Consider the following 24,441-nt stretch of genomic DNA (forward strand, 5'->3'; position numbering starts at 1 on the left):
ATGTCCAACTCCACGCCACGTCCCCAGCTCGGTATCAGCGCCTGCCTGCTGGGCGAGCCGGTGCGCTACAACGGCGGACACAAGGTCTCGCGCCTGTGCCTGGATGTACTCAGCCGCCACTTCGATTTCGTCCCGGTGTGCCCGGAAGTCGCCATCGGCCTCGGCGTGCCGCGACCGACCCTGCGCCTGGTCGGTGACCACGACACGCCGAGGGCGGTGATCCAGCGGGAAGGCAACCGCGACGTCAGCGCGGCCCTGCGTGACTTCGGCCGCGAGCAGGCCGGCCTGCTGCGGGACATCTGCGGCTACATCTTCATGCAGCAATCACCCTCCTGCGGGCTGCAGCGGGTGAAGCTCTACCGTTCCAATGGCCAGGCGTGCCCGCCCGGTGTTCGCGGGCTCTATGCGGAAACCTTCTGTGCTGCTCGCCCGGAGCTGCCGGTGGAGGAGGAAGGCCGATTGAACGACCCGGTGATCCGCGAGAACTTCCTCACTCGCGTGTTCGCCTACGCCGCCTGGCAGAAGCTCCGCGCGCAGGGCCTGACACGCCACGCGGTGATCCGCTTCCACTCGCGCTACAAGTACCAGCTGATGGCTCACGACCCTCGCCAATACAACGTGCTTGGCCAGCGCCTGGCCATGATCGGCGACCAACCGCTGGACGATTTCGCCCCGGCCTACTTCCGCGACTTCATGCGCGCGTTGGGTACCTGCGCCACGCGCGGCACCCACAGCAACGTACTTCAGCACCTGGCCGGCTATCTCAAGCACGACCTGCCGGCCGAGGAGAAAGCCGAGATACAGCGGCTGATCGGCCAGTATCGCAACGGGGTGATCCCGTTGGTGGTTCCACTGACACTGCTCAAGCACCACTTCCGCCGGCATCCGCATCCCTACATCGATGCCCAGGCCTACCTTCAACCGCATCCCGAAGACCTGAGCCTTCGCAATGCCATTTGACGTACCGGCAGGAACGCCATGAAGCCCGACCACCCACACCGCGAAACGGACGACGATTACCGCCAGGCCCTGGCCGAAGGCTGGCTGCCCATCCGTGAGGTGGCAAGGCGCACCGGGGTCAACCCGGTCACCCTGCGCGCCTGGGAACGGCGCTACGGACTGGTGGTGCCCCAGCGCACGCCCAAGGGCCATCGCCTGTACTCCGAGGCGCAGATCGCGCGCATCCAGGCCATCCTCACCTGGCTGGGGCGGGGCGTGGCAGTGAGCAAGGTCCGCGCGCTGCTGGACAACCCCGACCCGCCCGCCGCCGAGCCGGACGCCTCGCCCTGGGAAGACCTGCTGCAGCAATGCATCGGCGCCATCGGCCGGATCAGCGAGCGCCGGCTCGACGAACTGTTCAACGGCGCCCTGGCGGTCTACCCGGCGCACACCCTCTGCGAACACCTGATGCTGCCGCTGCTGGAGCAACTGGAGCGACGCTGGCAGGGCCAGTTCGGCGCGCAACTGGAGCGGGTGTTCTTCCACGGCTGGCTGCGCAGCAAGTTCGGCACCCGCCTCTACCACCACAACCGCCAGCAGCGCGGTGCACCACTGCTGCTGGTGAACCATTCCGAACTGCCGCTGGAACCGGGACTCTGGCTCAGCGCCTGGCTGGCCAGCAGCGCCGGCTGTCCGCTGGAAGTCTTCGACTGGCCGCTGCCACCCGGCGAACTGGCCCTGGCGGTGGAACGCCTGAAGCCCCGCGCGGTGCTGCTCTACTCCAGCCAGACGCTCAATCTCGCTCAGTTGCCGCGCGTGCTGGCCGGCGTCGACTGCCCCCGCGTGCTGGCCGGGGCCGCCGCGCGCATCCACCAGGAACAACTGGCCGAGGTCGCGGCGCCCCTGCACCTGGCGCAGGACCCGGTCAGCGCCCTGCACTGCCTGCGCGAACTCGGCCTGCTCAACGGTGAACCGGCATGAGGCGGCAACTCGTCTGGCTGCGCACCGACCTGCGCCTGCGCGACAACACCGCCCTGTCGGCAGCCGCCGAACGTGGGCCGGTCATCGCCCTGTTCCTGCTCAGCCCCGGCCAGTGGCGCGAGCACGACGATGCCGCCTGCAAGGTGGACTTCTGGCTGCGCAATCTGCGAGTGTTGCGCGCCGGGCTTGCCGAGCTGAACATCCCGCTGCTGGTACGCACGGCGGACCGCTGGAACGACGCGCCCCGGGTGATCGCCGAACTGTGCCGCCACCATGACATCGGGGCGGTGCACATCAACGAGGAATACGGCCTGCACGAAGCCCGTCGGGACGCCGCCGTAAAGCGTGGGCTGGCCGGCCAGGGCGTCGAACTGCGCAGCTACCTCGACCAACTGCTCTTCGCCCCCGGTACCCTGCTCACCAAGGGCGGCGGCTACTTCCAGGTCTACAGCCAGTTCCGCAAGCTCTGCTACGAGCGCCTCAATCTGGGCGTTCCCGCCTTGCAGCCGGCACTGCGCGCTCAAGCGCCGCTGGAGCTGGCCAGCGATCCGCTGCCCGAACGCATCGACGGCTTCGAATCACCCGCTGAGGATTTGCGCGGTCACTGGCCGGCCGGCGAGAGCGAAGCCCACGAGCGTCTCGAAACCTTCGCCGACGAGCGTCTGGGGAGCTACCACGAGCGCCGCGACTGCCCCGCCAGCGACGGCACCAGCCAGCTCTCACCCTATCTCGCCGCCGGAGTCCTCTCGCCCCGCCAATGCCTGCACGCGGCGCTGGCCAACAACCAGGGCGAGTTCGAAACCGGCAACAGCGGCGCGGTCAGCTGGATCAACGAACTGCTCTGGCGTGAGTTCTACAAGCACATCCTGGTCGGCTTCCCGCGCGTGAGCCGGCACCGCGCTTTCCGCGAGGACACCGAGAAGCTGAACTGGCGCCACGACCGACAGGACCTGGAGGCCTGGCAGCAGGGCCGCACCGGCTTCCCGCTCATCGACGCGGCGATGCGCCAACTGCTCGCCACCGGCTGGATGCACAACCGCCTGCGCATGGTAGTGGCGATGTTCCTCACCAAGAACCTGCTGATCGACTGGCGCGAAGGCGAGCGCTGGTTCATGCGCCACCTGATCGACGGCGACCTGGCCGCGAACAACGGCGGCTGGCAGTGGAGCGCCTCCACCGGCACCGATGCGGCGCCCTACTTCCGCCTCTTCAACCCGATCTCTCAATCCGAGCGCTTCGACCCGGACGGCCGCTTCATCCGTCGCTGGCTGCCGGAGCTGGCCGGCGTGGAAGGCCGGGCGATTCACGATCCGTCACGGCTGGGGCTGTTCGGCGCGGCAGGTTATCCACAGCCGATGGTCGATCTTTCCGCCACGCGGGAGCGGGCGCTGGAGGCGTTCAAGGGACTCTCCGTCCAGCCTTGATGCTTCAGGAGGAGCGGACTCCTTCCGCGATTGTTTTCGCCGGGCGCTGCGGTGCCAGGTGGATCGCGGACAAAGTCCGCTCCTACAAGATCAAGGGCCCCTCACCCTGACCCTCTCCCGCAAGCGGGAGAGGGGACTGTTCGGTGCAGGATGAAACCGTAGTGTCAGCCGGCACGGACGGCTCCCTCTCCCTGAGGGAGAGGGCTGGGGTGAGGGGGAAGCGCAGGCAGGGATTAACCCGGTAGAAGACAGTTGCTCCTACGAGAGCCGCCGGGACGAAGGTCAGACGGCATCCATCGCCGATGCGACCGGGGACTTCTGTTCGCGAGCAAGCTCGCTCCTACAGGCGATGCACCGTGCCGCTCTTCGTAGGAGCGAGCTTGCTCGCGAACCCGCCCAGCCGCAGAGCAGACACAAAAAAGCCGGACCCAAGGTCCGGCTTTTTTTCGTCAGCGTTCTGTTACAGAGGCTGCGTGAAATAGAGGCTGTAGGACTCAATGCCTTCGTTGGGCTGGCTGAGGCCGGCATTGGAGTAGTGGATCGCACGCACGCCGACGGCCTGGCCGCCGTTGAATTTCATGCCGAAGCCCAGGCGATCCTCGAAGTTCACCGAGCCGCCCAGATCCTGGTCACCCACTTCCGAGCCAGTGAAGGCGGCGATGCCGATGCCGGCTTCGACGAAGGGTTTGACCGATTCGCCGGAAAACTCGTAGACGAACACCGGGGCGAACGACAGCGAGTGACGGCCACCGGCGCGCTCACCGGCCGACCAGTAGGTGTACCCCGCATCCCAGTATCCGGTGAGATGTCCTACGGAGCTTTCCCACCAGCTCTTGTCCCAATCGAAGCCCAGGCCCAAACGATAGGTCATGTCGCCCTGACCGGTCGCACCCACGGCGCCAGTAAGGCTGGCGGCCTGCACGCTGACAATCTGACCCAGGGACAATGCGGCCAAGGCGGCCAGCGAAAGTAGTTTCTTCATCGAAACATCCTTAATGAGAAAGCTGAATGAAAAATCCCCGCGAATAGCTAGGTATTATAAGACCACTTCTCGAACTTGGCCGACAGAGCATGGTCGCTGGCAGGTAATTTTTCTGTCATCCGCTGAAGGAACTGACAATTTCGCCGCTTCCCCACAGCACCGGCATGACCTTCTCCAGGTTTTCCACCGGGCCACTGGTCCAGAACTCCGTCCGCCCCGCCGCTCCCTCCGCCAGCAACTCACGCGCCTTGAGCAGACGCTCCAGCTGACGCGCCACGGCCGCGCCGGTATCGACCAGCGAGATATCCGCGGGGATCAGCTCACGCAGCAACGGACGCAGGAACGGGTAGTGGGTGCAGCCGAGGATCAGCGTATCGCAGCCTTCGGCAAGCAACGGCTCGACATAGCGCCCCAGCAATTCGCGCGTCTGCGGACCGCTCAGATCGCCAGCCTCGATACGCTCCACCAGTCCCGGACAGGGCTGGGTGATCACCCGCACATCGCCGGCGAAGCGATCGAGCAAAGCAGCGAAGCGCGCGCTCTTGAGTGTGCCGGTGGTCGCCAGGACACCCACCACGCCGCTGCGGGTCGCCTCGGCGGCCGGCTTCACCGCCGGTTCCATGGCCACGATCGGCACCTGCGGGTACAGCTCGCGCAGGTCGGCGGCAGCGGCAGCGGTTGCGGTGTTGCAGGCCAGCACCAACGCCTTGGCGCCACGGGCCAGCAGGAAGTCCGCGATGGCGCGGCAACGCTCGCGGATATAGTCGGGGGTCTTTTCGCCGTAGGGGACGTGGCCGCAGTCGGCAAGGTAGATCAGCGACTCGTTGGGCAGCCGGGCGCGGATCTCGTGAAGGACACTGAGCCCGCCAACGCCGGAGTCGAAGACACCGATGGGCGCGGCATCAGCCATGCGCCACTCCGCACACGGCGCACTGCGGGTCACGCTTGACGCGCAACTCGCGGAAGCGTGTGCCCAGCGCATCGATCAGCAACAGGCGGCCCACCAGCGGCTCGCCGAACCCGGCCAGCAGCTTGAGCGCTTCCAGGGCCTGCAGGCTGCCCACCAGGCCCACCAGCGGACCGACCACGCCGGCCTCGCTGCAGGTCAGCTCGGCTTCGCTGCCGTGGCCGTAGAGGCAGTGGTAGCAGGGGCTTTCGTCGCGGCGCGGGTCGAACACCGAGAGCTGCCCTTCCAGGCGGATCGCCGCACCGCTCACCAGCGGCTTCTTCGCGGCGACGCAGGCGGCGTTGACCGCCTCGCGGGTGCCGAAGTTGTCGCAGCAATCCAGCACCAGGTCCACTGCCGCCACAGCCGCGTCGAGAGAGTCGGCGTCCAGCGCCTGGCGATGGGCAACCAGTTTCACGTCCGGGTTGATCGCGCTCAGGCGGGCGATGGCGGAGTCCACCTTGCTCGTGCCGACGCTGCCGGTGTCGTGGATGATCTGCCGTTGCAGGTTGGTCAGGTCGACGCTGTCGAAGTCCGCCAGGTGCAGCTCGCCGACGCCGGCGGCGGCCAGGTACAGTGCCACCGGGGCGCCCAGGCCGCCGAGGCCGACGACCAGCACGCGGCTGTCCTTCAGGTGCAGCTGGCCGTCGACGTCGATCTGCGGCAGCAGGATCTGCCGGCTGTAACGCAGCAGTTCGTTATCGCTCAGCATGTCCAGTTCCCCAGGCTGATTCGTTCATGGCCACCGAGGTCGCGGCGGCTTTCCACGCGGGCAAAGCCACGGGTCAGCAGCAGGTCGCGCACGGCGCCGGCCTGGTCGAAGCCATGTTCGAGCATCAGCCAGCCGCCGTTCTCCAGGTGCGCGGGCGCCTGCTCGATGATCAGGCGGATGTCGTCCAGGCCGTCGGCCCCGGAGACCAGCGCGCTCGACGGTTCGAAACGCACGTCGCCCTGCGCGAGGTGCGGGTCGGCGCTGGGAATGTAGGGCGGGTTGCTGACGATCAGCGAGAAGCGCTCGCCGGCCAGCTCGGAAAACCACTGACTGGCGCGGAAGGCGGCGTTGGCCAGGTCCAGGCGCTCGCGGTTGCGCTCGGCCAGTGCCACGGCCTCGGCCACGCGGTCCACACCCTGCACCTGCCAGCCCGGACGCTCACAGGCCAGGGCCAGGGCGATGGCGCCGGTGCCGGTGCCCAGGTCGAGCACGCGGGCCGGTGTGGCCGGCAGCAGGTCGAGGGCGGTTTCCACCAGCAGTTCGGTGTCCGGGCGCGGGATCAGGGTGTGCGGCGCCACTTCCAGGTCCAGGCTCCAGAAGCCCTGGCGACCCAGGATGTAGGCCACCGGCTCGCCGGCCCGGCGGCGGGCGACGAAGCTGTCGAAGAGGTCGTGGGCCTCACGGCAGACCACTCGCTCCGGCCAGGTACGCAGGAAGCTGCGCGGTTTGCCCAGGGCGGCAGCGAGCAGCAGCTCGGCATCCAGTCGCGCGCTGGGCGAGTCCGGCAGTTGCGCCTCGTTGAGCAGGGTCATGATGGTTGCCATCGCCGCTCTCTCAATCACCCAGTGCGGCCAGCTGGTCGGCCTGGAATTCCTGCAGCAGGGGCTCGATCACCTGTTCCACCGCGCCTTCCATCACTTCGCCCAGGGAATAGAGGGTGAGGTTGATGCGGTGGTCGGTCACCCGGCCCTGGGGGAAATTGTAGGTGCGGATGCGCTCGGAACGGTCACCCGAACCGACCAGCAGCTTGCGCGTGCTGGCGATCGCCTGCTGGGCAGCGGCCTGCTGCTGGTCGTTGAGCTTGGCCGCCAGCCAGGCCATGGCCTTGGCGCGGTTCTTGTGCTGCGAGCGCTCTTCCTGGCACTCGACCACGATGCCCGACGGGATGTGCGTGATGCGCACCGCCGAGTCGGTCTTGTTCACGTGCTGGCCGCCGGCGCCGGAGGAGCGGTAGGTGTCCACGCGCAGGTCGGCCGGGTTGATCTCGATGGCCGCCTGTTCGTCCGGCTCGGGCAGCACCGCCACGGTGCAGGCCGAGGTGTGGATGCGCCCCTGGGATTCGGTGGCCGGCACGCGCTGCACGCGGTGGGCGCCGGACTCGAACTTGAGCTTGGCGTAGACGTTGTCGCCCTCGACACGGGCGATGACTTCCTTATAGCCGCCGTGCTCGCCTTCGTTCTCGGACATGATCTCGACGCGCCAGCCCTGCTTCTCGGCGTAGCGGGAGTACATGCGGAACAGGTCGCCGGAGAAGATCGCGGCTTCGTCGCCGCCGGTGCCGGCGCGGATTTCCAGGAAGACGTTGCGGCCGTCGTTGGGGTCCTTGGGCAGCAGCATGCGCTGCAGGCGATCCTCCAGACCGACCAGCGCGGCCTTGGCCTGCCCGACTTCTTCCTCGGCCATCTCGCGCAGGTCCGGGTCGCTGTCCTTGAGCAGCGCCTGGGCGCCCTCCAGATCCGACTGCACCTTGCGGAACTCGCGGAAAGCGAGGATGACCGGTTCCACTTCCGCGTATTCACGGGAGTAGGCGCGGAACTTGGTCTGGTCGCTGATGACCTCGGCATCGCCCAGCAGAGCCGTCAGCTCTTCATAGCGGTCGCTGAGGATATCCAGCTTTTTCAGGAGGGACGCTTTCATCGCTTGTCAGTGCCCTCCTCGAGGGCGAACAGTTCCTGCGCGACGGCCAACGCATCGATGCGGCCCTCGGCGGAGAGTTTCTTCATCTGCACGCTGGGCGCGTGCAGCAACTTGTTGGTCAGACCGCGGGCGAGCTGCGCCATGACTTCCATCGGGTCGGCGCCGTTGGCCAGCAGGCGCTGGGCCTTCTGGGTTTCCTCGTCGCGCAGGCGCTCGGCCTGCTGGCGGTAGGCGCGCAGCACGTCAACGGCGGCCAGCTCGCGCAGGCGTGCCATGAACTCGAGAACGCCATCGCCGACCAGTTCCTCGGCGGCCTGGGCAGCGCCCTGGCGGCTCTTGAGGTTCTCGGCGACCACTTCGTGGAGGTCGTCGACGCTATAGAGGTAGACGTCCTCCAGCTCGCCGACTTCCGGCTCGATGTCGCGCGGCACGGCGATGTCGACCATGAACATCGGCTTGTGCCGGCGCTGCTTCAGCGCGCGCTCCACCGCGCCCTTGCCGAGGATCGGCAGCTGGCTGGCGGTGGAACTGATGACGATGTCGCTGTTGACCAGTTCGTCGGGCATGTCCGCCAGCAGGATGGCGCGGGCGCCGAACTGCTCGGCCAGCTGGCTGGCGCGCTCCAGGGTACGGTTGGCGACCACGATGCGCTTCACGCCCTGCTCGTGCAGGTGGCGGGCGACCAGGGTGATGGTCTCGCCGGCGCCGATCAGCAGCGCCTGGCTGCGGCTCAGGTCGCTGAATATCTGCCGAGCCAGGCTCACCGCGGCGAAGGCCACGGACACCGGGTTCTCGCCGATGGCGGTGTCGGTGCGCACGGTCTTGGCGGTGCTGAAGGTCGCCTGGAACAGGCGGCCGAGCATGGGTCCGATGGTGCCGGCCTCGCGGGCCACGGCGTAGGCGGACTTCATCTGGCCAAGAATCTGCGGCTCGCCTAGTACCATGGAGTCCAGGCCGGCGGCGACGCGCATCATGTGGCGCACCGCTTCGTCGTCCTGGTGCACGTAGGCGCAGGCGCGCAGGTCGTCGATGTTCAGATGGTGGTAATCGGCCAGCCAGGCCAGCACATCACCGGCGTCCGGGTGCTCGATCTCCAGGTAGAGTTCGCTGCGGTTGCAGGTGGAGAGGATGGCGGCTTCGCGGCTGGACGTGAGGCGGCAGAGCAGTTGCAAGGCCTCGACCATCTGCTCGGGAGTAAAAGCCACGCGCTCGCGGACGGCCACGGACGCGGTCTTGTGGTTGATACCGAGGGCAATGAAGGCCATGCAGAATCGCTGATGCTGATCGGAAAGCCCGCAATTGTCCTACTTAGCCTTGTGAAGGACAACCACCCGCGACGTATCGCACACTGCAAATCGTATACAAGGCCCGATGCCGCGCTTGCCCATGGGATTGCCACATTCCTTATGTCATGATGGGCGCTATTTCGCAGGTCAGGCCCTCGTCCTTCCTCTATGAACAAGTCTCTTGCGCTGCTGACTGCTCTGCTGCTGCTCGGTGGCTGCCAGTCTCTTTCCCATAAAACCCCGGAGGGTTCTTCCGCCGAGAAGGACAAGGCCGCCGCTGCCCAGAAGCAGCAGAAGTACGGCTCGTTCAGCGAAGAGACCCTGTTTTCGCTGCTGACCGCGGAGCTCGCCGGCCAGCGCAACCGCTTCGACATCGCCCTTGCCAACTACGTCGAACAGGCCCGTGCCACTCAGGACCCGGGCGTCGCCGAGCGCGCCTTCCGCATCGCCGAGTACCTGGGCGCCGACCAGGAAGCCCTGGACACCTCGCTGATCTGGGCCAAGGCCGCGCCGGACAACCTCGACGCCCAGCGCGCCGCCGCCATCCAGTTGGCGCGCACCGGGCAGTACGACGAATCCATGGTGTACATGGAGAAAGTCCTCAATGGCCAGGGCGACACCCACTTCGACTTCCTCGCGCTGTCCGCCGCCGAGACCGACCCGGACACCCGCGCGGGCCTGCTGCAGAGCTTCGACCGCCTGCTGAAGAAGTACCCGGACAACGGCCAGCTGCTGTTCGGCAAAGCCCTGCTGCTGCAGCAGGACGGCCGCCCGCAGGAAGCCCTGCACCTCTTGGAAGACAACTCGGCGAGCAAGCACGACGTCGCCCCGCTGCTGCTGCGCGCGCGCCTGCTGCAAAGCATGAAGCGCAGCGACGAAGCGCTGCCGCTGCTGAAGAACGGCATGAAGGAGCACCCGGACGACAAGCGCGTGCACCTGGCCTACGCCCGCCTGCTGGTGGAGCAGAACCGCCTGGAGGAGGCCAAGGCCGAGTTCTCCGCGCTGGTCGAACAGTTCCCGGATGACGACGACCTGCGCTTCTCCCTGGCGCTGGTCTGCCTGGAGGCCCAGGCCTGGGACGAAGCCAAGGTCTACCTGCAGGAACTGGTCGAGCGCGACAGCCACGTCGACGCCGCCCACTTCAACCTGGGCCGCCTGGCCGAGGAACAGAAGCAGCCAGACACCGCGCTCAAGGAATATGCCCAGGTCGGCCCGGGCAACGACTTCCTCCCGGCCCAGCTCCGCCAGACCGAAATCCTGCTCGACCAGAAACGCGTCGACGAAGCCTCCCGCCGCCTCGCCGAAGCCCGCGAGCGCCAGCCGGACTATGCCATCCAGCTGTACCTGATCGAAGCCGAGGGCCTGTCCAACCGCGACCAGGTCGACCGCGCCTGGAACGTCATCCAGCAGGGCCTCAAGCAATTCCCGGACGATCTCAACCTGCTCTATACCCGCTCCATGCTGGCCGAGAAGCGCAACGACCTGGCACAGATGGAGCAGGACCTGCGCCTGATCATCCAGCGCGAGCCGGACAACGCCATGGCGCTCAACGCCCTGGGCTACACCCTGGCCGACCGCACCACCCGCTACAGTGAAGCCCGCGACCTGATCCAGAAGGCCCACTCGCTGAACCCGGACGACCCCGCGATCCTCGATAGCCTGGGCTGGGTCAACTACCGCCTGGGCAACCTCAGCGAAGCCGAAGGCTACCTGCGCAAGGCGCTGGAACGCTTCCCCGACCATGAAGTCGCCGCCCACCTGGGCGAAGTGCTCTGGGCCCAGGGCAAGCAGAGCGAAGCACGCCAAGTGTGGGCCGCCGCCCTACAAGCCCAGCCCGACAGCACCGTCCTGCGCGACACCATGAAGCGCCTGACCGGTTCCGGAACCCTCTGATCTATGCGTTTACGTCACCTCCTCGGCGCCGCCGCCCTCGCCCTGCTTGCCGGCTGCACCGGCCTTGGCACCCACGAGTCCCTGGAAGGCCAGGGCAACGCCACCGCCTGGAATGCCCACAAGACCCAGATCACCGCCCTCGACGGCTGGCAGATCGATGGCAAGGTCGGCATCCGCGCGCCGAAAGACTCAGGCAGCGGCACCCTGTTCTGGCTGCAACGCCAAGGCTATTACGACATCCGCCTGTCCGGCCCGCTGGGTCGTGGCGCAGCGCGCCTGACCGGGCGCGAAGGCGCAGTGACCCTGGAAGTCGCAGGCCAGGGCCGCTATGAAGCCGCCTCCCCGGAGGAACTGCTGGAACAACAGATGGGCTGGCGCCTGCCGGTGTCCCACCTGCTCTGGTGGATTCGCGGCCTGCCCGCGCCGGACAGCAAGAGCCGCCTGACCCTCGACGGCGACAGCCGCCTGGCCAAACTCGAACAGGACGGCTGGGAAGTGGAATACACCCGCTACAGTGAACAGGACGGCTACTGGCTGCCCGAGCGCCTGAAGCTGCACGGCCAGGACCTGGATGTGACCCTGGTGGTGAAGACCTGGCAGCCGCGCCAACTGGGCCACTGATATGCAGGACCGCCTGACCCTGCCGGCCCCGGCGAAGCTCAACCTGTTCCTGCACATCAACGGCCGCCGTCCCGACGGCTACCACGAGCTGCAGACCCTCTTTCAATTCCTCGACCACGGCGACGAACTGCAATTCGCCCTGCGCGAGGACGGCGAAATCCGCCTGAACACCGACATCGAAGGCGTTCCCCACGACAGCAACCTGATCGTCAAAGCCGCGCGCCGGCTACAGGAACAATCGGGCACGAAGCTGGGCGCAGACATCTGGCTGGACAAGCGCCTGCCCATGGGCGGCGGCATCGGCGGCGGCAGTTCCGACGCCGCCACCACCCTGCTCGGCCTCAAGCACCTGTGGAGGCTCGACTGGGACGAAGACCGCCTCGCCGCGCTGGGCCTTAGCCTGGGCGCCGACGTGCCGGTATTCGTGCGCGGCCGCGCGGCCTTCGCCGAAGGCGTCGGCGAGAAGCTCACGCCGGTGGAGCTGGATGAGCCCTGGTTCCTCGTCGTCGTGCCGCAAGTCTTTGTCAGCACAGCAGAAGTTTTCTCCGATCCCGAGTTGACACGGGATACTCCGCCCATTAAAGTTCGCAGCCTTCTCGGGGTGGACGGTCATAACGACTGCCAGCCGGTCGTCGAGAAGCGTTACCCGGATGTACGTAACGCACTGATCCAGCTAGGTAAATTTACCGAAGCGAGATTGACCGGCACCGGAGCTTGTGTGTTTGGGAGCTTCCCAAATCAAGGCGATGCTGATAAAGTTCGCCGCCAACTTCCGGCCACTCTGCCAAGTTTTGTCGCCCAGGGGCGTAACATCTCGATGTTGCACCGCAAGCTTCAAGGCCAGGCCTGAGAAGAAAGCAATGTAATCGGTTGTACGATACAGGGGCGTCGCCAAGCGGTAAGGCAGCAGGTTTTGATCCTGCCATGCGTTGGTTCGAATCCAGCCGCCCCTGCCATAACCCACAGGGTCATACGTACAGCATCAACGAACACATTGCTCCGCAAGTTGTAAGCTACAGGGGCGTCGCCAAGCGGTAAGGCAGCAGGTTTTGATCCTGCCATGCGTTGGTTCGAATCCAGCCGCCCCTGCCATTTTCTTCTGGCTCAACCGGGCCTACCCTCAAGCCGACACAGGTACCGCAGCGTGTCCAAAATGATGGTTTTCACGGGGAACGCCAACCCCGATCTGGCACGCCGTGTCGTACGGCAGCTGCACATTCCCCTCGGTGACGTTTCTGTCGGTAAGTTCTCCGACGGCGAAATCAGCGTCGAAATCAACGAAAACGTCCGTGGTAAGGACGTCTTCCTGATTCAACCGACCTGCGCACCGACCAACGACAACCTGATGGAACTGGTGGTGATGGCTGACGCCTTCCGCCGCTCCTCGGCGACTCGTATCACCGCCGTCATCCCCTACTTCGGTTACGCCCGTCAGGACCGCCGTCCGCGTTCCGCCCGCGTGGCCATCAGCGCCAAAGTCGTTGCCGACATGCTGACCGTCGTAGGCGTCAACCGCGTTCTGACCGTTGACCTGCACGCCGACCAGATCCAGGGCTTCTTCGATATCCCCGTCGACAACATCTACGGCTCCCCCGTACTGGTCGACGACATCGAAGACCAGCGCTTCGAGAACCTGATGATCGTCTCCCCGGACATCGGTGGTGTGGTGCGTGCTCGCGCCGTCGCCAAGTCCCTGGGCGTTGATCTGGCCATCATCGACAAGCGTCGTCCGAAGGCCAACCAGTCCGAAGTCATGCACATTATCGGTGATGTCGAAGGCCGTACCTGCGTACTGGTCGACGACATGGTCGATACCGCCGGCACCCTCGGCCATGCCGCCAAGGCTCTGAAAGAGCACGGCGCCGCCAAGGTGATCGCCTACTGCACCCACCCGGTGCTGTCTGGCCGTGCCATCGAGAACATCGAAAATTCCGTACTGGACGAGCTGGTGGTGACCAACACCATCCCGCTGTCCGCTGCTGCACAAGCCTGTGGCCGCATCCGCCAGCTGGACATCGCTCCGGTTGTCGCTGAAGCCATGCGCCGCATCAGCAATGAAGAATCGATCAGCGCCATGTTCCGCTAAGGCGGGACAGCACTGACGTAAAGCGCCCCGTCATGTCGATGGGGCATTTAGCAAAATCGCCCGAACGCTGGTCGCAAGCGTCCGGGCGATCTTGTCATTTTGGAGATAGTCAAATGGTTGATTTTGTACTGAATGCTCAAGAGCGTTCCGACCTGGGGAAAGGTGCGAGCCGCCGCCTGCGTCGTAATGCTGGCCTGATCCCGGCTGTGGTTTACGGTGGCGAGAAAGCCCCGCAATCCCTGACCCTGGAACTGCGCGAAGTTGCCAAGCTGCTGGAAAACGAGGCTGCCTTCAGCCACGTGATCACCCTGAACGTCGGTGCCGCCAAGGAAACCGTACTGATCAAGGCCCTGCAGCGTCACCCGTCCAAAGGCTTCGTCATGCATGCTGACTTCCAGCGCGTCGTTGCCGGCCAGAAGCTGACCGCTCACGTACCGCTGCACTTCATCAACGAAGCCACCGCTGTTGGCGTCAAGGTTGGTGGCGGCGAGATCTCCCACGTGATCGCCGAAGTCGAAGTTTCCTGCCTGCCGAAAGACCTGCCGGAATTCATCGAAGTCGACCTGGCCAAGGTAGAACTGGGCCAGATCGTTCACCTGTCCGACCTGAAGCTGCCGAAAGGCGTAGAGCTGGTGCAACTGGCCCACGGTAACGACCTGGCCGTCGCCAACATCCACGCTTCCCGCGTAGTGAAAGAAGAAGGTGAAGGCGAAGCTGCTGCCGAGTAATCGCGCGCACCATTGCCTTTAAGGAAGGGGCCCCCGTCGTGACTGCCGTACAACTGATCGTCGGCCTGGGAAATCCAGGCCCTGAATACGACCAGACCCGGCATAACGCGGGGGCCCTTTTCGTTGAGCGACTGGCGGACGCGCAACGCGCGAACCTGTCACTCGACAAGAAGTACTTCGGCCTCGTCGGCAAGTTCAGCCACAAGGGCCGCGACGTTCGTCTGCTCATCCCCACCACCTACATGAACCGCAGCGGCCAGGCCGTGGCGGCGCTCGCCGGATTCTTCCGCATTCCGGTCGAAGCCATCCTGGTGGCCCACGACGAACTCGACATGCCCCCCGGCGTCGCCAAGCTCAAGAAGGGCGGCGGACACGGCGGGCACAACGGGCTGCGCGACATCATCGCCCAGCTTGGCAACCAGAACGGTTTCCATCGCCTGCGGCTTGGCATAGGCCATCCGGGGCACAGCAGCCTGGTCTCCGGTTTCGTTCTTGGCCGCGCCCCGCGCGCCGAACAGGAACTGCTCGACACCAGCATCGACTCCGCCCTCGGCGTGCTGCCGGAAATGCTCGACGGGGACTGGACCCGCGCGATGCAGAAGCTGCACAGCCAGAAGGCCTGATCACACCTCTTTTCCGCCACCTGGCGCGAGGGACCTAGCATGGGATTCAACTGCGGCATCGTCGGCCTGCCCAACGTCGGCAAGTCCACCCTGTTCAACGCCCTGACCAAATCCGGCATCGCGGCGGAAAACTTCCCCTTCTGCACCATCGAGCCGAACAGCGGCATCGTGCCGATGCCCGACGCCCGCCTCGATGCGCTGGCCGAGATCGTCAAGCCCGAGCGCGTGCTGCCGACCACCATGGAATTCGTCGACATCGCCGGCCTCGTTGCGGGTGCGTCCAAGGGTGAAGGCCTGGGCAACAAGTTCCTCGCCAACATCCGCGAGACCGACGCCATCGCCCACGTCGTGCGCTGCTTCGAAGACGAGAACGTCATCCACGTCTCCAACAGCGTCGACCCCAAGCGCGACATCGAGATCATCGACCTCGAACTGATCTTCGCCGACCTCGACAGCTGCGAGAAGCAACTGCAGAAGGTCGCGCGCAACGCCAAGGGCGGCGACAAGGACGCCCTGGCGCAGAAAGCCCTGCTGGAAAAGCTCATCCCCCACTTCAGCGAAGGCAAACCCGCCCGCTCGCTGATGAAGAACATGAGCGATGAAGACAAGCGCGTCATCCGCGGCTTCCACCTGCTCACCAGCAAGCCGGTCATGTACATCGCCAACGTTGCCGAAGACGGCTTCGAGAACAACCCGCACCTGGACGTCGTCCGCGCCATCGCCGAAGAAGAAGGCGCCATGGTCGTGCCGGTGTGCAACAAGATCGAAGCCGAGATCGCCGAGCTGGACGACGGCGAAGAGAAGGACATGTTCCTCGAATCCCTCGGCCTCGAGGAGCCGGGCCTGAACCGCGTGATCCGCGCCGGCTACGAACTGCTGCACCTGCAGACCTACTTCACCGCCGGTGTGAAGGAAGTCCGCGCCTGGACCGTCCGCGTCGGCGCCACCGCCCCGCAGGCCGCCGGCGTGATCCACACCGACTTCGAAAAAGGCTTCATCCGCGCCGAAGTCGTCGCCTATGACGACTTCATCCAGTTCAAGGGCGAACAGGGCGCGAAAGAAGCCGGCAAATGGCGCCTGGAAGGCAAGGACTACATCGTCAAGGACGGCGACGTGATGCACTTCCGCTTCAACGTCTAAACAGAAATTAGGATTTCACCGGATCTTACCGGACACGAAACCCCTTGAGGAATAAAGCCTTAAGGGGTTTTTCTTTTCCGAAAAGGTCCGAAAAGAATCTATACGATCCGCATATTTACCGGGTACGCTACCGGGTATCGAAAAATTCACCTCCCCATATAACCGGGTATACCAGGATTGAGCAGCCATGCCGCTTACCGATACCGAGTGCCGTACCGCCAAGCCCAAGGAAAAGCCCTACAAGCTCACAGATGGCAATGGCCTTTACCTTGAGGTGAAGCCTAACGGGGTTAAGGCATGGCGCTATCGGTTCGAGCTGAACGACGGAACTAGCAGGAAGGAAAGCGTGTTCGCGATTGGGGACTATGTAATCGCGCCCAAAGGGGAATCACCCGAGCACGCCGAAGAGCGCCGCAAAGGGCGCCGCTTCACTCTTGCAGAGGCACGCGATGAGCGCGTGAAAGCCCGTGCCCTAGTCATACAGGGCATCAATCCCGCGCACCACCGGCAACAGGAGCGGGTGAAGCGCGACCACGAGAAGGCCATTACGTTTGAAGCCGTCGCCAAAGAGTGGCTTTCACTGAAGGACTGGGAGGAGATCACCAAGTCCAGACGACTCAACATGCTTGAACGCGTCGTATTTCCCAAAATCGGTGAACTGCCGATCAAAGCCATCACCCCCATGCACATTCTTGAAGTGCTCAGAGCAGCCGCTCAAGATAATGGCCCATCTGTTGCCGCAGAGGCCAAGCGGAGCATGTCCGGAGTTTTCGAACTGGCAATTTCCACGTTGCGAGCCAGCACCGACCCGGTACACCCCGTTCGAAAAGCCCTGCCAGCCAACAAGACTCAGCACAAACGCCCTCTCTCCACCGAAGAAATTGGCCAACTGTTACGCGATGTCGAATCTCACGGCGGACGCCATGAGACCCTCTGCGCTTTCCAGCTCATGTGGCTGACTCTGTGCCGCCCCAATGAAGCTGTAGAGGCTCAGTGGGCAGAATTTGACCTGGAGAAGGCGCTTTGGCGCATTCCCGCCGAGCGGATGAAAAAGCGCAAAGAGCACACGGTGCCACTGCCGCGACAGGCAGTCGAAATACTGCGAGGCCTGCATTCCATCACAGGAAAATACACCCACGTATTTCCTCACCGCGACGTACGCACCCGCCCAATGGTTGCGGCCTCATTCCGCCAGATGCTCAACACCCTTGGCTGGGGAGGTAAATACAGCCCGCATGCCACGAGGACAACGGGCAGCACCAGACTCAATGAGATGGGCTATTCAGCAGACTGGATCGAAAGACAGCTCGCCCATACCGAGCAAAACGCTGTCCGCCGCACCTACAACCATGCCGAGTATTTGAGTGATCGAGCCATGATGATGCAGAGATGGGCGGACATGCTGGACAGCTGGAAAAAGGACTTAGGCTGAATGGAAAGAGACGTCGCTGATTACGAAAACATCGGCTGGCGCTTTCACCCGAATGCACCAACTACCCGAGAGAGGTTTGTGAGCTTGCGCTTGCCCATGATGAACGCGACCAGACCGAGGCGGCCTATTCGCGCTCCGACCTTCTGGAGAAGCGCAGTGCACTGATGGCGGAATGGGCCAAGTTCTGCACGAGCAAGAAGTGACCCACAGCAAGCCCAAAGCAGCCGGTAACAACAGGCAGTTCCCCACGCATAGGCCACGCATGCCGCATTAGGATCATTAGGATCATTAGGATCATTAGGATCGGGCGAACCCTGGGTGAGAAGAACGGCTCTAGGCAGCCACTCTGCTATGTCGACAGCCGGCCTAATAAATTAGCACCGCCCATTTACAGCGATAGCTGCACCTGTGATTGCACTAGCCTCCTGAGAGGCTAAAAATACGATCACATTAGCGACCTGCTCTGGCGTAACCCAGCGGGTGGCATCCGCATCAGGCATATCGAGGCGGTTCTGCGGGGTATCGATGATCGATGGCATGATCGCATTGACCGTGATGCGCTGATCTTTCAACTCTTCGGCCAACGCCTCCGTAAGGCGCATCACCCCGGACTTTGCTGCAGCATAGGCCCCCATGCCTAGGCTGGCCTTACTGGCCGCTCCGGCTGCAATGTTGATAATGCGCCCGGCTTCGGCTTTCTTCAGGTGTGTCAGCGCGGCCATGCTAGCCGTTGCGGCAGTGCGCACGTTCATTTGATACATCAAATCCCAGGTCGCAAGATCGCCGCCCTCGATGGTCTCCCAGCGAAAACCACCCGCCACGTTGATGAGCGCATCTAATCCTTGAAAATGCTGCTGCACCTGCTGCATTGCACAATTTGCCATGTGCAGATCGGTTAGATCGACCGCGCCGATAAGCAGTTTTTCAGAGCGCGCCGTGTCGGCCAGGGGTCGCGGCACGCTGGCCTGATCAATCAGGGCCACCCGCCAACCATTGGCCGCGAACGCCTCGCCTACCGCTATACCTAGACAACCGAATCCACCGCTAATTGCGACTACTTTACTCACGCTTATTCTCCTTGAAGTGGACTACACCAGGGCTGCACTGAGCACTGAGCCCCGGCACGAGTGGTCAGCTAGGTTGCCACTATTGCCGTGCAGAACCTGTCGCCGAGCCGACAAGTGGGCACAGTCAAGAGTGCTAACTTGCCTGGTCGCTGAGTCGCTGAAAGCCATCAGCCGCTCAACTTTCTTGAGTCGAGAGAAAAGGATCGCGCGCAATGAATCTGATCGTGTTTGCCATACCGATTTTTTTAACCACCACCTTGCTGGAAGCATGGCTGGCGCACCGCCGCGGGCTAGCGGCGTATTCCATACCTGATGCCATCAGCAGCTACCAATATGGTCTATTGAGCCAGGTGGTTGGGGCGTTCACCAAGTTGGCGAAACTGGGCGTTTACACTCTGGTATTCGAAGCCTACCGCGCCACGACCTTGCCTAGCGATAGCCTGTGGGTATGGGTCGGAGCCCTTGTGGCCTACGACTTTTTCTACTACTGGCATCACCGTATGAACCATGAAATTGGCTTGCTGTGGGCCGGGCACGTATCGCATCACTCTTCCGAGTACTTCAACCTGGCAACAGCCTTACGCCAGTCCTCGACGAGCGCACTTCTGGGCTGGATATTCTATCTACCGATGGCAGTGGCCGGTGTGCCGCCCAGCGTGTTTGCCGGGGTGTTGCTGATCGACTTGCTTTACCAGTACTGGGTGCATACCGAGGTAATTGGTCGTTTGGGCTGGCTTGATCGCATCTTCGTCACACCCTCAAACCATCGCGTCCATCATGGGCAAAATGACTACTGCATGGACACAAACTACGGGGGCATTCTGATTCTCTGGGATCGCCTATTCGGTACCTTCGCCGAGGAGCGCAAGGACGAGAAGGTCATCTACGGCGTGCGCACACCGTTGCAGAGCCTTAACCCATTCTGGGGCAACATGCATTACTACATTGAGCTCTGGCAGAAATCCAAAGCCACCCCGGGCTGGCGGGCTAAACTTGGCGTCTGGCTGGCACCACCTGGTGGCTGGCACGATGAGGCGAGCGAGCCTTACGAGCCGTCGCAGTTTAAGTATTACGATCCGTGTACACCCGATGCGGTCAAACGCTATGCGGTAGTGCATCAGGTGCTTGCAATGTTGTTCCTCATGCATTTTCTGACGCTAGTCAACACCTTGCCGAAGACCTTACTGGCACTCTACGCCGCTGGCTTTGCCATTTCGGCAATCTCTCTCACGTCACTATTGGAAGGACGTGCCAATGCACGGCGTTTTGAGCAGTGCCGTGTCATAGGACTGGGCATTGCCTTTGCTGCTCTACCTGACTGGTTCGGTTTTAGTATGCCCATCGCACTCAAGCTGATGTTATTGGTTGTAATGCTAGGCAGCGCTGCATGGCTCAGCCGCACTTCCTTCAAACCTGCTGCTTTGTGGACTTCCCAATGAATGCCGATGCCATTTCCGACTTGATCTTGGCTGTGGTTGCCTTTTCCATTGCCTTTGTCCAGCTGCGCCAGCGCCCTGCTCTAGCCATTGGTTGCGGCCTGATCGGCCTGGCGGCAGCGATTGGTACACTGCATTACCAGTATGGTGAGTTGTTCGCCGGCCCACATCGCTTTACCGGCCTGGTTGCCGCCAGCGCAGGTTTCCCGCTGCTGGTCATTGCACTGCGCTGGCCAGATGACTCTGTTGCTCAGCGCATCACGGCCGCAGGGCGCTTCGCGCTCTTGGTTGGGAGCTTCGGGGTGGTGATTAGCGTGTCGGGATTTGACACCTGGCGCATGCTGGTGCCTCTTGGCTCTGTCTTGTTAATCTGTGCCACAGCCTTAGTGACGCGGCGGGTAATGCCACTCGGGGCGGCGCTAGTGTTCATCGTTAGTCTAGCGGCCGGTGCAACCGGTGAAGAGATGCTCGGACCGCTATCTGGCATCCAATGGCTGCACTACTTGCTGTCTTTAGCCCTGCTGCTGCTGCACCGGGATAGGGTGGTGCCGCTGTTAGCTGCGAGCCGTTAATTCGGCTTCCCCTGCATCCCATATCTTGGGAAACTGTCGAATGTGGTTAAGACCCAACATCGATGTTTCCAAGGTTTCCAAATGCAAAACATAGATGACGCAGCCCATCAGACAATCTACCGCCTGCGCGAGGCAGATGACTGGTTCGCAAGCTTGCCGGGGGAAGTGCAAGACAAAATCATCCAGTCTTCCGTATTGCGCCACTATCGCAAAGGGCAGGTGATCACTGCCCAAGGCAGCCGACCGACTGCAGCCTCAGTAGTGCTTGAGGGGCGCGTGCGGGTTTCGCGGCTGCTATTCGAGGGTGAGGAGAAGCTTTATATGATTGGCGAGAGAGGATTTTGGTTCAACTTCCTCGCCCTGATTACAGGCGAAAAGGCCGATGTGGCTGTGATCGCCGATACCAATGTGCAATTACTAATGCTGCCTCTGCAGCAATTCGAGCGAATCCTTGAAGAGGAACCTCTCTATTGCAAGGCAATTACACTTTTTATTGCCAAGCGCTATGCCGCTTTTATGCGGCACTTTGCCGATGGCCAGATGATCGTGCCGCTGCAACGGCTGCGTACAGGTTTAGCAGAACTGTTGTTGCTGCAACCACCGGCAACAGGCTCTGAGGAAGTTATTTTGAATGTTTCTCAGGCGGATTTAGCCTCCATACTTGGTTCTTCCCGCCAGACTATCAACGGGCTGCTAAAACAACTGGAAAAGGCGGGACTGATTAAGATCGGTTTTCGGCATATTCGAGTAATTGATCCAGCTGGGCTTTCTGAGCACGCGGCTAACTGAGCCGGCACTAATCTCGATGTAATTTTCGCAGGGCCGAGTGCATCGCTGTTGATCATGAGTGGACTCACCACCTGACTTCATCAGTACCACCTGACCACAATGCTAGAGGTGAACCGGCCCTATCAATAGCCCCGGCTTTCCTAGAGACCTTTGGGCCTAATAACTGCCCCCGCACGAGGGCCGCTTGGTCACCAATCAAAGACTGCTTTTGGCCGACTCCAGCCAGTTCGCACTCAGTTAGCGCTGCTGAAAAGCAGCCATTCGATTCAAAAAAATCTCAACCACACATTACTGCAATGACATCCGCACCAAAGAGGTTCCCCCCATGTCATTGCAGTGCCCTCGCTGTCACTCCCCCAAAGTCGCTTCGTTCCATCACGCCATGAAAACCGGCGCGGCCATCGGCGCTGTCGGCGGCCTCGCACGCGGCATCAGTGCTGCTCTGGCAGGCGGCAAGGCCGGCGCAGCACTCGGCGTAATTGCCGGCCCTGTAGGTATCACACTCGGCTCGGCATCCGGCGCCATTCTCGGTGGCCTGGTCGGAGGCGTCGGTGGTTGTGCGCTCGGCGCTCAGCTCGGCGAGTCACTCGACCGTCACGTCCTGGCCCACAACCTCTGCCTGATCTGCGGTCATCGCTTCAACCTGCCGACCTGATCCGGCCACCGCTCTCCTCTTCCTTCTCCATCACTGATTGCCGGTGCTGCGCCATGCGCAGCGCTTTTTGCCGGCCTGCACCTAAAGGAAACTCGTCATGGCTCATCAAATCGAACAAATGGCCTACGTTGGCGCTACTCCGTGGCACGGCTTGGGCAACAACCTGCCGCAGAAACAGCCCATCGAAGTCTGGCAACGCGAAGCCGGTATGGACTGGCAGATCATGGAAAGCCCAGTGCACTTCAAGTCGGACGCCATCGGCCATCTGGGCGCGATCCACTCCTTCCCCGAGCAGAAGGTGCTCTACCGTTCGGACACCAAGGCACCGCTGTCAGTGGTCTCGCAGCGCTATCACACCGTGCAGCCTCGGGAAGTGCTCGAATTTTATCGTGACCTGACCGAGGTCTCCGGCTACGAGCTGGAAACCGCTGGCGTGCTCAAGGGCGGTCGCAAGTTCTGGGCACTGGCGCGTACCGGACAGGGCGCTGCGCTCAAGGGCAACGACCAAGTAAATGGCTATTTGCTGCTGGCCACTTCCTGCGACGGCACACTGGCCACCACAGCAACGCCCACTACTATCCGTGTGGTCTGCAACAACACGCTGACCATCGCCCTGGACGGCACCAGCCGTGCGATCAAGGTGCCGCACAGCACCCGCTTCGACGGTGATCTGGTGAAGAAGCAGCTCGGCATTGCTGTCTCGCAATGGGACGACTTCATGTACCGCATGCGCCACCTGGCTGAACGCAAGGTGCAGTGGCATGAGGCACTGGGCTTCTTTATGAACGTGATGTGCGAGACCAGCCCGACCGGCGCCTTGCCGGAGCAGCTGCCGAACGAGCGCGCCCTGCGCAAAGTGCAGGAGCTGTACGAAGGCCGTGGCCGGGGCAGCCAGCTGGACTCAGCTCGCGGCACCGCCTGGGGCTTGCTCAATGCCGTGACCGAGTACGTTGATCACGAGCGACGGGCACGCAGCACAGAGTACCGCCTCGACTCTGCCTGGTTCGGCCAAGGTGCCCAGATCAAGCAACGCGCTCTGGATACGGCCCTGCAACTGGTCGCCTGACCTTTTACTAATCCCACCCCATAACGCCCGACCCGCTTCGCTGCAGGTCGGGCGTTTCTATTTCTGCAAGGTGAACGCTATGAAAGCCACTTCATTGAATCGCAGCACCAGCAAATCCCGCCCCGCCCTGCGTCTGGTCAGCACCAAGGAGCTGCCGCGCGAGGACTGGCTGCAGATCCGCAAGCAAGGTATCGGCAGTTCCGATGCCGCCGCTGCCGTTGGTCTGAATCCCTACAAGTCGCAGCTGGAGCTGTGGATGGAGAAGACCGGTCGCGATTCCGGCATGCCCAAGGCTGATCCTCAGGATGAGGAAAGCCCGATGTACTGGGGCAACGTGCTGGAGCCTATCGTGGCCTGGCACTACAGCAAGCGTACGAATAACAAGGTACGGCGCATCAACGCCGTGCTGCAGCATCCTGATCCGGAGTTGCCCTGGATGCTGGCCAACATCGACCGCGAGGTGATCGGGGCCGACGATGTGCAGATCCTCGAATGTAAGACAGCCGGCATAAACGGGGCACGCCTCTGGAAAGAGGGCGTGCCTGAGTATGTGCAGCTGCAGGTGATGCACCAGCTCGCCGTCACCGGCAAGCAAGCGGCGGATGTGTCGGTGCTGCTGGGCGGCCAGACGCTGGAGATCCATCGCATCGAACGAGACGAGCAGATGATTGCTCGCCTGATCGAGCTGGAGCGCCAGTTTTGGCACTACGTGGAAACCGACACACCACCGCCGGCCGATGGCACCGCTTCCGCTGAGTCAGCACTTCGCTGCCTCTATCCAGAGGACAACGGCCAGGTCGTCGACTTCAGCCAGCATGCCGGGCTCACTGCAGCCTATATAGAGCTGAAAGCCGTGCGCCAGTCGATTGCCGACAGGGAAAAGCGTGAGGCTGAACTTAAGCAGATGCTGCAGCAGGCCATGGGCGACGCCAGTCGGGCGGAGTTCTCCAGCGGCTACATCAGTTGGCGCAAAGCCAAGGACAGCATCGGTTTCGATGTCGCTCAACTGCTCAAAGACAAGCCGCACCTGCAGGCCAAGTACCCACTACTGAAGCTGGGTGCGCGGCGCTTTCTGGTCGGCTGAAACCCAACCCCTCCAATCCTTTCCCCCTTGGCCAGTCCATGCAGTTCGCGCTGCGTGGCTGG

General features: G+C 62.9%; 23 protein-coding genes, 2 tRNA genes and 2 pseudogenes. 20 read left to right on the forward strand and 7 right to left on the reverse strand.

Going from position 1 to position 24,441, the window contains the following annotated elements; all coding sequences use genetic code 11:
• The 3 genes from ACAW63_RS00005 to phrB are packed head-to-tail and all read left to right on the forward strand — an operon-like array spanning nt 1 to nt 3,344.
• Entirely contained in the window at nt 1-960 is a 960-nt protein-coding gene (locus ACAW63_RS00005; protein ID WP_371230816.1) for a YbgA family protein, read from the forward strand.
• 18 nt (nt 961-978) lie between these two features.
• Nucleotides 979-1,920 carry a MerR family transcriptional regulator gene (locus ACAW63_RS00010; RefSeq protein ID WP_371230817.1) on the forward strand — a complete coding sequence of 314 codons (942 nt, stop codon included), beginning with the start codon at nt 979-981 and terminating at the stop codon, nt 1,918-1,920.
• Complete coding sequence (phrB, locus tag ACAW63_RS00015) at nt 1,917-3,344, forward strand: deoxyribodipyrimidine photo-lyase (protein WP_371230819.1); 1,428 nt, start codon at nt 1,917-1,919, stop codon at nt 3,342-3,344. The genes ACAW63_RS00010 and phrB overlap by 4 nt, the downstream gene beginning before the upstream one ends.
• Before the next feature lie 460 nt (nt 3,345-3,804).
• Here the strand turns inward: phrB and ACAW63_RS00020 are convergent, their stop codons facing one another.
• The 6 genes from ACAW63_RS00020 to hemA all read right to left on the reverse strand — a co-directional run bounded on the left by ACAW63_RS00020 (nt 3,805) and on the right by hemA (nt 9,166).
• The gene (locus ACAW63_RS00020) at nt 3,805-4,326 is read right to left on the reverse strand and encodes an acyloxyacyl hydrolase (RefSeq protein ID WP_275608626.1); all 522 of its coding nucleotides are present in this window, start codon (nt 4,324-4,326) and stop codon (nt 3,805-3,807) included.
• A gap of 115 nt (nt 4,327-4,441) precedes the next feature.
• Nucleotides 4,442-5,236, reverse strand: a complete 795-nt coding sequence (murI, locus tag ACAW63_RS00025; protein WP_371230822.1) for a glutamate racemase — start codon at nt 5,234-5,236, stop codon at nt 4,442-4,444.
• Nucleotides 5,229-5,984 carry a molybdopterin-synthase adenylyltransferase MoeB gene (locus tag ACAW63_RS00030; protein WP_371230824.1) on the reverse strand — a complete coding sequence of 252 codons (756 nt, stop codon included), beginning with the start codon at nt 5,982-5,984 and terminating at the stop codon, nt 5,229-5,231. The genes murI and ACAW63_RS00030 overlap by 8 nt, the downstream gene beginning before the upstream one ends.
• Nucleotides 5,978-6,808, reverse strand: coding sequence for a peptide chain release factor N(5)-glutamine methyltransferase (gene prmC / locus ACAW63_RS00035; protein ID WP_371230825.1), 831 nt, complete (start codon nt 6,806-6,808; stop codon nt 5,978-5,980). Before prmC ends, ACAW63_RS00030 begins: the two co-directional genes overlap by 7 nt.
• A 10-nt stretch (nt 6,809-6,818) precedes the next feature.
• Complete coding sequence (prfA, locus tag ACAW63_RS00040) at nt 6,819-7,901, reverse strand: peptide chain release factor 1 (protein WP_371230827.1); 1,083 nt, start codon at nt 7,899-7,901, stop codon at nt 6,819-6,821.
• The gene (hemA, locus tag ACAW63_RS00045) at nt 7,898-9,166 is read right to left on the reverse strand and encodes a glutamyl-tRNA reductase (protein WP_371230829.1); all 1,269 of its coding nucleotides are present in this window, start codon (nt 9,164-9,166) and stop codon (nt 7,898-7,900) included. Before hemA ends, prfA begins: the two co-directional genes overlap by 4 nt.
• Nucleotides 9,167-9,312: 146 nt before the next feature.
• Between hemA and ACAW63_RS00050 the strand changes: the two are divergent.
• The 11 genes and pseudogenes from ACAW63_RS00050 to ACAW63_RS00100 all read left to right on the forward strand — a co-directional run.
• A pseudogene (locus ACAW63_RS00050) lies at nt 9,313-11,080 on the forward strand (tetratricopeptide repeat protein).
• A 3-nt stretch (nt 11,081-11,083) separates the two neighbouring features.
• Complete coding sequence (gene lolB, locus ACAW63_RS00055) at nt 11,084-11,701, forward strand: lipoprotein insertase outer membrane protein LolB (protein WP_371230831.1); 618 nt, start codon at nt 11,084-11,086, stop codon at nt 11,699-11,701.
• Between the two features lies 1 nt (nt 11,702).
• Complete coding sequence (gene ispE / locus ACAW63_RS00060; protein ID WP_371230832.1) at nt 11,703-12,551, forward strand: 4-(cytidine 5'-diphospho)-2-C-methyl-D-erythritol kinase; 849 nt, start codon at nt 11,703-11,705, stop codon at nt 12,549-12,551.
• 31 nt (nt 12,552-12,582) lie between these two features.
• Nucleotides 12,583-12,657 (forward strand) — tRNA-Gln (locus ACAW63_RS00065).
• Between the two features lie 61 nt (nt 12,658-12,718).
• Nucleotides 12,719-12,793: transfer RNA gene (locus ACAW63_RS00070), tRNA-Gln, on the forward strand.
• Nucleotides 12,794-12,845: 52 nt separating this feature from the next.
• Nucleotides 12,846-13,787, forward strand: coding sequence for a ribose-phosphate pyrophosphokinase (locus tag ACAW63_RS00075; RefSeq protein WP_015478849.1), 942 nt, complete (start codon nt 12,846-12,848; stop codon nt 13,785-13,787).
• Nucleotides 13,788-13,900: 113 nt separating this feature from the next.
• Entirely contained in the window at nt 13,901-14,515 is a 615-nt protein-coding gene (locus ACAW63_RS00080; protein WP_275608634.1) for a 50S ribosomal protein L25/general stress protein Ctc, read from the forward strand.
• A 38-nt stretch (nt 14,516-14,553) separates the two neighbouring features.
• The gene (gene pth / locus ACAW63_RS00085) at nt 14,554-15,138 is read left to right on the forward strand and encodes an aminoacyl-tRNA hydrolase (RefSeq protein ID WP_193452056.1); all 585 of its coding nucleotides are present in this window, start codon (nt 14,554-14,556) and stop codon (nt 15,136-15,138) included.
• 39 nt (nt 15,139-15,177) lie between these two features.
• Nucleotides 15,178-16,278 (forward strand): redox-regulated ATPase YchF, encoded by a 1,101-nt coding sequence (gene ychF, locus ACAW63_RS00090; protein ID WP_331319302.1) that lies wholly within the window; start codon nt 15,178-15,180, stop codon nt 16,276-16,278.
• Nucleotides 16,279-16,465: 187 nt separating this feature from the next.
• A complete protein-coding gene (locus ACAW63_RS00095) occupies nt 16,466-17,710 on the forward strand; it encodes a tyrosine-type recombinase/integrase (protein ID WP_042855650.1) in 1,245 nt (414 codons plus the stop codon).
• A 50-nt stretch (nt 17,711-17,760) separates the two neighbouring features.
• Nucleotides 17,761-17,913, forward strand: a pseudogene (locus ACAW63_RS00100) (integrase); the annotation flags it as partial.
• 171 nt (nt 17,914-18,084) lie between these two features.
• Here the strand turns inward: ACAW63_RS00100 and ACAW63_RS00105 are convergent.
• Complete coding sequence (locus tag ACAW63_RS00105; protein WP_021219117.1) at nt 18,085-18,777, reverse strand: SDR family NAD(P)-dependent oxidoreductase; 693 nt, start codon at nt 18,775-18,777, stop codon at nt 18,085-18,087.
• A gap of 212 nt (nt 18,778-18,989) precedes the next feature.
• Here ACAW63_RS00105 and ACAW63_RS00110 point away from each other — a divergent pair, with 212 nt between their 5' ends.
• From ACAW63_RS00110 to ACAW63_RS00135, 6 genes are all read left to right on the forward strand, one after another.
• The gene (locus tag ACAW63_RS00110) at nt 18,990-20,216 is read left to right on the forward strand and encodes a sterol desaturase family protein (RefSeq protein WP_043241603.1); all 1,227 of its coding nucleotides are present in this window, start codon (nt 18,990-18,992) and stop codon (nt 20,214-20,216) included.
• Nucleotides 20,213-20,785, forward strand: a complete 573-nt coding sequence (locus tag ACAW63_RS00115) for a hypothetical protein (protein ID WP_021219115.1) — start codon at nt 20,213-20,215, stop codon at nt 20,783-20,785. The genes ACAW63_RS00110 and ACAW63_RS00115 overlap by 4 nt, the downstream gene beginning before the upstream one ends.
• Nucleotides 20,786-20,866: 81 nt before the next feature.
• Nucleotides 20,867-21,574: a Crp/Fnr family transcriptional regulator gene (locus ACAW63_RS00120; protein WP_003090707.1), complete on the forward strand. Its 708-nt coding sequence runs from the start codon at nt 20,867-20,869 to the stop codon at nt 21,572-21,574.
• 325 nt (nt 21,575-21,899) lie between these two features.
• Nucleotides 21,900-22,229 (forward strand): hypothetical protein, encoded by a 330-nt coding sequence (locus ACAW63_RS00125; RefSeq protein ID WP_042855647.1) that lies wholly within the window; start codon nt 21,900-21,902, stop codon nt 22,227-22,229.
• Between the two features lie 97 nt (nt 22,230-22,326).
• Nucleotides 22,327-23,295: a DUF932 domain-containing protein gene (locus ACAW63_RS00130; protein WP_042855646.1), complete on the forward strand. Its 969-nt coding sequence runs from the start codon at nt 22,327-22,329 to the stop codon at nt 23,293-23,295.
• 79 nt (nt 23,296-23,374) lie between these two features.
• On the forward strand, nt 23,375-24,379 hold the full coding sequence (locus ACAW63_RS00135; protein ID WP_042855645.1) for a YqaJ viral recombinase family protein: 1,005 nt from the start codon (nt 23,375-23,377) through the stop codon (nt 24,377-24,379).
• Nucleotides 24,380-24,441: the final 62 nt, after the last annotated feature.

It is taken from the genome of Pseudomonas sp. QE6, assembly GCF_041379005.1.
Classification (GTDB): domain Bacteria; phylum Pseudomonadota; class Gammaproteobacteria; order Pseudomonadales; family Pseudomonadaceae; genus Pseudomonas.